Source organism: Variovorax boronicumulans NBRC 103145, assembly GCF_001591345.1.
Taxonomy (GTDB): domain Bacteria; phylum Pseudomonadota; class Gammaproteobacteria; order Burkholderiales; family Burkholderiaceae_C; genus Variovorax; species Variovorax boronicumulans.
Window position 1 is genome coordinate 1 of the sequence record NZ_BCUS01000183.1, and the last position, 8,309, is coordinate 8,309.

Here is an 8,309-nt window from a genome sequence, read left to right on the forward strand (position 1 = left end):
CGTGCGGCTGCCACTGCTGCCGCACCCGCCAGCAAGAAGCCCCGCGCGCCGCGCAAGCCGGCCGCTCCCGCCAAGGGCAAGCGCGCCGCCGCCGCGGCCTAGCCTTCCCGCCGATTCCTTCACCGACCGACCCCAAAGGAAAGCAAGACCATGACCCCCACTTCTGCGCAGGCCCCCGCCCGCGCGCCGTACAACGCGGCGGACGAGGCTTTGTTTTCGAAGGTCAGCTGGCACCTGCTGCCGCTGTTGATCCTCTGCTACATCGTCGCCTTCATCGACCGCATCAACATCGGCTTCGCGCAGCTGCAGATGAAGCAGACGCTGGACTTCAGCAACGAGGCCTATGCGCTGGGCGCGGGCATCTTCTTCATCGGCTACTTCCTCTTCGAGGTGCCCAGCAACCTCATGCTCGAGAAGATCGGCGCGCGCAAGACGCTACTGCGCATCATGTTCTGCTGGGGGCTCGTGGCCTCGGCCATGATGTTCGTGGAGACCACCACGCAGTTCTACGTGCTGCGCTTCCTGCTGGGCGCGTTCGAGGCGGGCTTCTTCCCGGGGATCATCCTGTACCTCACCTACTGGTACCCCTCGGCGCGGCGCTGCAAGGTGATCTCGATCTTCATGACGGCCACGGCCATCGGCTACCTGCTGGCCGGTCCGCTGTCGGGCTGGATCATGAAGTACATGAACGGCCTGGGTGGCCACCACGGCTGGCAGTGGCTGTTCGTGGTGCAGGGGCTGCCGGCCTCGGTGCTGGGCATCGTCGCGTTCTTCTACCTGAAGGACAAGCCCGAGCAGGCCAACTGGCTCACGCCCTCCGAGAAGCTCGCGCTGCGCAACCACCTGGACAACGAGCCGCATGCGGTGGAGACCGCCTCGCACGGTTCGTTCTGGGCGCTGCTGCGCGACCCGAAGGTGTTCACGATGGCCTTCGTGTACTTCCTGTTCCTGGGCGCCAACTACACGCTGGTGTTCCTGGTGCCCACGCTCATCAAGAACTGGGGCGTGGGCGACGTGTTCATGGTCGGCCTGCTGTCGGCCATTCCGGCGGTCTTCGGCGCCGTGGGCATGGTGTTCGTCGGACGCAGCTCCGACAAGCACCTGGAGCGGCGCAAGCACTTCTTCTTCTGCGTGGCGCTGGCCTCGGCGGGCCTGCTGGTGGCCGTCTTCAGCGGCGGCAACCTGGTGCTGGCGCTGGCGGGCCTCGCGGTGATGAGCATCGGCCAGTCGGCCAACACGCCGATCTTCTTCGCGGCCATCAGCGAGTACCTGCCGCGCAAGTCGGCGGCCGGCGGCATCGCGCTGATCAGCAGCCTGGGCAACCTCGGGCCCGCCGTGATGCCGGTGATCACCGCGTGGATCACCACGGCCACCGGCAGTTCGGACAACAGCATGTTCCTGGCGATCGGGCTGTGGCTGCTGTCCGGCGTGGTGCTGCTGCGCGTGATGCGGCCCGCCGCCGCCGGGCGCACGCAGTTCGCGCCGGCCTGATTTCTTGTTACCCGCTATTTCATTCACACAAGGAGATTCGATCCATGGCAACCAGCAAGACCGCAGCCAACGCCAACCCGCTCTTTCCCACGGCGCTGCCGTCGATGGAAGATTTCAGCAAGCTGATCGAGCAGCTCAAGCTGCCCGGCGTGGACGTCGGCGCGCTCGTGGAGTGGCAGCGCAAGGACATGGAGGCCCTGGCCGAGGCCAACCGGCAGGCCTATGAAGGCATCCAGTCGCTGGCGCAGCGGCGCGGCGAGATCCTGCGCGACACGCTGGCCCAGTGGCAGGACGCACTGAAGGACGCCACCGGCAAGGACGCCATCTCCAAACAGGCCGAGGTCGCGCAGCGCGGCGTGCAGCAGGCCGTCGACAACTTCCGCGAACTGGCGCAGCTGGAGGCGCAGGCGCGCAACAACAGCTGGAAGGTGGTGCAGGACCGCCTGAACGAGAACATGGCCAACCTGCAGCAGCTGCTGCAGCCGAAGAAATAGGGACGCTCCCGCGGACGCAATGTCCGCGCAACGACTGCTGGTAGCCTTGCCGGATTGTTCAGGCGCGCCTCGCTCCGCGAGGTCGCGCGATCCGGATGAATCAGAAAGGACTCAGCGCGTGGTTGTGACAGGGAGAAGATGGGGCGCGTGCGCCGCGTTGACGGCGGCATTGCTGGTGGGCGCATGCTCCACCACGCCCAGCACGCCGGTGGCGGGCCCCGGCGAGTACGTCGTGCAGACGGGCGACACGCTCTACCGCATCGCGCAGCGGCACGGCCGGACGACGGCCGAGATCGCCCGCTGGAACCAGATCAAGGACCCCGACCAGCTCGAAGCCGGGCAGGTGCTGCGCGTGGTGCCGCCGGGTGGTGCCGCGACCGGGGCTGCCACGCCCCCGCCGCGCAGCAGCGGCGGCAGCGGCAGTGCCGAAAAAGCCAAGCCCACGCCCGCACCCCGCGAGCGCGACCCCGTGGTGCCGCCCGCCTCGCGGCGCAGCGACTGGGGCTGGCCGACGCAGGGCGCGGTCATCGCCGGCTTCAACGGCAACAGCAACAAGGGCCTGGACATCGGTGGCAGCAGCGGCGAGCCCGTGCACGCGATCGGCGCCGGTTCGGTGGCCGCGACGGAGACGATGCGCGGCTACGGCAGCGTGATCATGGTCGACCACGGCGGCTCCTACATGTCGATCTACACCAACGTGGGCACCGTGGGCGTGAAGCAGGGCCAGCGCGTGCAGCGCGGCCAGAAGATCGCCGAGATCGGCCCGGCGGAAGGCGGGCGCGCCAAGCTGCACTTCGAGATCCGCTACCGCGGCAAGGCGGTCGATCCGCGCCTGTACCTGCCGGCGAAGTAAGCGCAACGGGCCTTCAGCCTTGCGGCCGGGTGAGCAGGTCGAGCTCGGCCCGCAGGCGGCGCACCGCGACTTCATGGCGCCGCGTCTGCGGTCCGCGCCCGTGCGTGCCGGCCTTCAGGATGAGCCGCAGCTGCTCGCGCTGCAGCTGCGCCTTCAGGCGCCGGGCGCGTTTTCCGAATTCCTTGCCCATGTCGCGGCGCACGCGGTAGCGCAGCAGCGGCGCGCCCAGGCGCACCCATTCGTCGTCGCGGATCAGCTCGCGCTCGGGCACGAAGTAGGCCGCCAGCGCGTGCAGGTAGGTGCCGTTCTCGCGCGCGGCGGCGCGCCACACGAAGGCGGCGGCGATCACCACCGGAATGCCCTTGACGATGAGCAGCAGCGCGATGCCGACAAAGCCGTCGTCGAAGCGGTCCTCGAGCAGTGGCGAGTTCCAGATGAAATGCATGGCCCACGCGAGCGCGAAGTAGAAGAGGGCGCAGCCGATACGCGCGGCCATCGAGCGCTGCGGGTTGAGCAGGAACCACGCCACGCCGAACGAGGCGATGGTCGTGTAGGCCGCGTGGCTCCACAGCCCGCTCAGCATCCCGCGCATCAGCAGGTGGTAGAGCACCGGGTACACCTGGTTCTCGAGCGGGAAGTTCACGGCGCTGTTCACCGTGTAGCTCAGGTTCTCGATCACCTGGAAGCCCAGCCCGGCCATGGCGCCGACGATCAGCACCGACAGATACGTTTCGAACTGGTTGCGCGCGATCAGCACCAGCAGGATCACGCCCGCGAGCTTCAGGAACTCTTCGGTGATCGGCCCCGCGATGGCCGGCCCCCACGCCGCCACGAACTCCGGCGACACCAGCTTGGCGCACAGGCTCTGGATGGCGATGTTGGCAGGTGCCGCGAAGTACACCGCTCCCAGCCCGCCCCACGCAAAGGCCAGCACGTAGGCCTCGGGCGGGTGCTGCTCCAGCAGGTCGAGCGTGCGGAAAAACAGCACGAAGGCCGCCGTGTAGCCGCCCCACACCAGCAGGCCCAGCAGCGCGGTGACGGGCACCACGCGAAAGCCCAGCGAGAACATCGAGACCGTGTAGAACAGCCCGTTGAGGATCAGCGCCGCCAGCAGCCAGAACGCGGCGCGCTGCGGCTGGAAGAACGAGTCGGTGCCGATCGGCCAGTCGGCGTCTTCCTGCGTGGCAACTGTGGTTTCGGTGGCTTCGGTGGTGGTGCTCACAGCGGTGCCTCCAGGTCCATCGAGTCGAGCATCCGGCGGGCGTCGGCCAGCGCTTCGTTGAAGCCGTCGGTGGGGCCGTACACGTCGATCTGCACGAGCGAGCGGCGCGGCGTGTCGACCACCTGCCAGAAGCGGCCGGCGAGCTTGGCGCCGTAGTAGGCGAAGGTCTTGCCCTGCAGGCCCCAGCCGGTGACGAAGTCGGACACGTCGCCTTCGACGGTCAGGCCCTGGCCGCGCTCCATGAGCCGCTGCTGGCGCACCATCGGGCCGTCGGGTCCGCCCATCCACAGGCGCGTGGTCACGAGGAACTTGTGGCCGCCCTTGAAGAGCATGAGCGACTGGCCGGCCTTGGAGCGCGACACGTCCATCTGCCAGCCCGGTGCGGGCTCGAAGCGTGCGTGGGCGACCGACACCGTCTCGCCCGCGGGCAGCGGCCGGCTGCCGGGCGTGTGGTTGTTCCAGAAGGTCAGGCCGCCGACGTACGCGGCAATGGCCAGGAGGATCGCGAGCGCGCCCGGCCAGGTGCGGTACGGGATGCGGCGGGACGGTTGAAGCATCCGTGGATCGTGCCACACCGAGGCGACGGCGCGGGGCGCCGCCGCTGTTGTCAGGCCGTCAGAACACCATGCGAATACCAACGTCGTAGCCCAGCGCGCGGTGCGGCTGCATGCCGTTGGTGGTCGCGTAGGCCGGCTGCGGGAAGATGGCCGGCAGGCTCAGCACCAGCGGCGTCACGCCCATCACGGTCGGGTTGTTGCGGCCGTTGGCGATGTGGATGCGCGCCACCGAGGCATACAGCGCCGTGCGCTTGGAGAGGTTGTGCACGTAGCCCAGCGCCAGCTTGTTGACCGACGAATTGCCGTCGGGCAGGCCCAGCCCGTTGACGAAGCGCACGCGCGCGTACGAGGCGCGCACCACGCCCGCGCCCAGCGGCACGTTCACGCCGGCCATGAGGCCGTCGTAGCGGTCGCTCAGGTGCAGCGCGCCGTTGGCGAACGGCGTGGCGCTGTGGCGCACATCGCGCACACGCGACCATTCGCCGAACACCTTCACCACGCCGAAGTCGTAGGAGGCGCCGAGGTTCAGGCTCTTGATCTTCTCGCTCTGCGCGGCGGCGCTGGCCAGCGTGCTCTCGCCGTAGCCCAGCGCCACGTCGGCCGGGCCGCTGGCCCAGCCGATGCGCCCGCCCACGTAGCGTCCGCGCTGCGAGGGGCTGTCGGGCGTGTTGCTGACTTTCGTGTTCTCGTGCAGCGCGTACTGCACCTGGCCGTAGAAGCCGCCCAGGTTCGGCGGCAGGAAGTAGCTGATGGCGTTGCTCGTGCGCAGGTAGCTGTCGGTGCCGGCCGAGAGCCCGCCGTTCAGCAGGCCGCCCGTGGCCAGCGCGCGCGAGGCCGCGATGTTGCTGTTGACCACCGCGATCAGGTTGGTGCCCACGCCGTTGACGCTGAAGGGGTCGAACACGGCGTCGTTCCAGAACGAGGCCGTGTAGTCGCGGCCCAGGCGCACTTCGCCGAAGGGCCCGCTGAGGCTGAGCGTGGAGCGGCGTCCGAAGTTGGTGATTCCGCTGCCCGTGTCGTTGCTCAGCGGCGCTTCGAGCCAGAAGCTCGCGGCCAGCCCGCCGCCCAGGTCCTCGGTGCCGCGAAAGCCGATGCGGCTCGACGCATTGCCCGAGGGCGACAGCACGGTCTGGCTCTGGCGCAGCTCGGCCGGGCGCAGCGGGTTGTACGAACTGCTGGTGGTGCGGTAGTGGCTCACGCCCGCATCCATCACGCCGAACAGCGTGAGCGAGGACTGGGCGAGGGCGCCGCCGGCAGCAAGGGTTGTGACTGCGGCGGCGATGAGGGTCTTCTTCTTCATGGTCTTGTCTCCTGGTTGTTGTGTGTGTGGTCGTCTCTGTCGTCGTGGGGGCGGTGCGTCAGGGCGCCCAGCGCAGCAGCGCGAGCACCAGTGCGGCGATGAAGGCGGTCTCGCCGACCATCAGCACCACCGGCTTGAGGCCCACGTCGACCAGCTCGCGCAGTTGCGTCTTCATGCCGATGCCGGCCATGGCCGCCACCAGGAACCAGCGCGACAGGTCGCTGCCCGCGGTGGCGAGGGACGGCGGCAGCCAGCCCGTGCTGTTGAGCGCCACCAGCGCGGCGAAGGCCACCGCAAACCACGGCAGCAGCGGCGGGCGCTGGCCGCCCACGGCCTTGCCGGTGGCGCGCGTGAACATCACGGCGAACAGGATCACCGGCAGCAGCGCGGCCACGCGCATCAGCTTGACCAGCGCGGCCGTGTCGCCCGTGGCCTGCGACATGCCGTAGCCCGCGCCCACCACCTGCGCCACGTCGTGGATGGTGGCGCCCAGGAACACGCCGGCCGTGTGCGCGTCCATGCCCAGGGCGCGCGCGATCAGGGGGTAGGCGATCATCGTGAGCGTCGACAACGCCGACACGCCCACCACCGTGAACAGCGTGGCGCGCTCCTTCAGCGGATGCGGCGGCAGCGCCGCGGCCAGCGCCAGCGCGGCCGAGGCGCCGCAGATCGCGGTGGCACCGCCGCTGAGCAGGCCGAACAGCACGTTGAAGCCCATCAGCCGCGCCACCACCATCGACACGCCGATGGTCAGCACCAGCGACACCGCCACCAGCAGCACCGGGTGCCAGCCCAGCGCCACCACCTGCGCGGCCGTGATGCGCAACCCGAGCAGCGCCACGCCCCAGCGCAGCACGTGGCGCGCGGTGAACTCGATGCCGGGCTTGCACGGGCCCTCGGTCGAAAGGAAGTTCATCGCCATGCCGAGGATGAGCGCGAACAGCATCACCGGCGCACCGTAGTGCTGCGACAGGAAGGTGGACGCGGCGGCGACCACCGCGCAGGCGAGCACGCCCGGAAAGAGCAGGCGGCCGCGCGCCGGCCATGCGGCGACAGACAGAGCGGTCATGAAAACCTCAGGGCACGAGCACGGTGGCGCCGGTGGTCTTGCGGCCTTCGAGCGCGCGGTGCGCTTCGGCGGCATCGGCCAGTGCGAAGCTCTGCTGGGGCTCGCTCACGATGCGGCCGGCCAGCACGTGGTCGAAGAGTTCGTCGGCCATCGACAGCATGTGCGGGCGCGGGTGGATGTAGTGAACCATCGCGGGCCGCGTGAGCCAGATCGAGCCCTTCGCTGCCAGGACCTGTGAATCGACGACCACGGCACCCGACGACGTGCCGTTGCTCACCAAAGTGCCGCGTGGCTGCAGGCAATCGAGCGAGGCTTCCAGCGTGTCTTTTCCCACCGAGTCGTAGACCACGGGCACGCCCTTGCCCTCGGTGATCTCGCGCACGCGCTGGGCGATGTTCTCGCGCGAGGTCACGATGGTGTGGGTGCAGCCATTGGCTTTTGCGACCGCGGCTTTCTCGTCGGTACTGACGGTGCCGATCATCGTCACGCCCATCGCGCGTGCCCACTGGCAGGCGATGAGGCCCACGCCACCGGCCGCTGCGTGATACAGGATCGTCTCGCCACCCTTGAGCGGATAGACCTGCCGGAACAGGTACTGCGCCGTCATTCCCTTCATCATCAGCGTGGCAGCGGTGCGGTCCGAGATGCCATCGGGCAGCGGGATCAACACATCGGCCGGCATCACACGCACCTGCGAGTACGCACCCTGCGGCCCGATGAGGTAGCCCACGCGGTCACCCACGCGGATGTCGGTCACGCCCGGCCCCACGGCCTCGACCACGCCCACGGCATCGGAACCGAGCCCGTTGGGCAGTGCGAGCGGATAGCGCCCGGTACGGAAATAGATGTCGATGAAGTTGACCGCGATGAGGCTGTGGCGCACGCGCGCCTGGCCCGGGCCGGGTTCGCCGACCTCGACGTGTTCGAGCTTGAGCACGTCGGCGCTGCCGGTCTCGTGGAAGCGGATGGCTTGGACCATGGGGAGTTCTTTCGGTAGGAAGGGCGGGCAGAAAGGCTCAGTCCGCCGAGAGTTCGTCGATGAAGGCCTGCGCGCCCGGCCATTCGCCGTAGCCCGAAGCGGGGTTGAGGTGGCCGACCTCGCCGAGGTTGACCAGGCGGCTGCCCCAGCCCTGCGCCATCTGCACCACGCGATCGAAGGGCGCCAGCGGGTCGTTGCGGCTGGCCGCCACGATGCTCGGGAACGGCAGCGGCCCGGTCGGCACCGGCAGCCAGCCGCCGGCGCGCAGGGCCTCGACGGTGGGGTAGCCCTCGGGCATCGGCCGTTCGAAGTCGGGCGGCGTGGCCAGCAGGGCGCCGCGCACC

At 69.2% G+C, this 8,309-nt stretch carries 9 protein-coding genes; 3 read left to right on the plus strand and 6 right to left on the minus strand.

Going from position 1 to position 8,309, the window contains the following annotated elements; genetic code table 11:
* Window positions 1–150: 150 nt before the first annotated feature.
* The 3 genes from VBO01S_RS29755 to VBO01S_RS29765 all read left to right on the plus strand — a co-directional run bounded on the left by VBO01S_RS29755 (window position 151) and on the right by VBO01S_RS29765 (window position 2,838).
* Window positions 151–1,491, plus strand: a complete 1,341-nt coding sequence (locus tag VBO01S_RS29755; protein WP_062482374.1) for an MFS transporter — start codon at window positions 151–153, stop codon at window positions 1,489–1,491.
* Between the two features lie 44 nt (window positions 1,492–1,535).
* A complete protein-coding gene (phaP, locus tag VBO01S_RS29760) occupies window positions 1,536–1,985 on the plus strand; it encodes a TIGR01841 family phasin (RefSeq protein WP_062482377.1) in 450 nt (149 codons plus the stop codon).
* Window positions 1,986–2,103: 118 nt separating this feature from the next.
* Complete coding sequence (locus VBO01S_RS29765) at window positions 2,104–2,838, plus strand: peptidoglycan DD-metalloendopeptidase family protein (RefSeq protein WP_062482380.1); 735 nt, start codon at window positions 2,104–2,106, stop codon at window positions 2,836–2,838.
* A 13-nt stretch (window positions 2,839–2,851) separates the two neighbouring features.
* On the opposite strand, the gene VBO01S_RS29770 is transcribed toward VBO01S_RS29765, so the two are convergent.
* The 6 genes from VBO01S_RS29770 to VBO01S_RS29795 all read right to left on the minus strand — a co-directional run.
* On the minus strand, window positions 2,852–4,060 hold the full coding sequence (locus tag VBO01S_RS29770) for a PrsW family intramembrane metalloprotease (RefSeq protein WP_062482397.1): 1,209 nt from the start codon (window positions 4,058–4,060) through the stop codon (window positions 2,852–2,854).
* Window positions 4,057–4,617 carry a hypothetical protein gene (locus tag VBO01S_RS29775; protein ID WP_062482400.1) on the minus strand — a complete coding sequence of 187 codons (561 nt, stop codon included), beginning with the start codon at window positions 4,615–4,617 and terminating at the stop codon, window positions 4,057–4,059. The genes VBO01S_RS29770 and VBO01S_RS29775 overlap by 4 nt, the downstream gene beginning before the upstream one ends.
* Window positions 4,618–4,675: 58 nt before the next feature.
* A complete protein-coding gene (locus tag VBO01S_RS29780; RefSeq protein WP_062482403.1) occupies window positions 4,676–5,917 on the minus strand; it encodes a porin in 1,242 nt (413 codons plus the stop codon).
* A 58-nt stretch (window positions 5,918–5,975) separates the two neighbouring features.
* Window positions 5,976–6,986, minus strand: coding sequence for a YeiH family protein (locus tag VBO01S_RS29785; RefSeq protein ID WP_062482406.1), 1,011 nt, complete (start codon window positions 6,984–6,986; stop codon window positions 5,976–5,978).
* 7 nt (window positions 6,987–6,993) lie between these two features.
* Window positions 6,994–7,965 carry a quinone oxidoreductase family protein gene (locus VBO01S_RS29790; protein ID WP_062482408.1) on the minus strand — a complete coding sequence of 324 codons (972 nt, stop codon included), beginning with the start codon at window positions 7,963–7,965 and terminating at the stop codon, window positions 6,994–6,996.
* 37 nt (window positions 7,966–8,002) lie between these two features.
* Window positions 8,003–8,309: RBBP9/YdeN family alpha/beta hydrolase (locus tag VBO01S_RS29795; protein ID WP_174543712.1), on the minus strand; the 307-nt coding region annotated here is incomplete at its 5' end.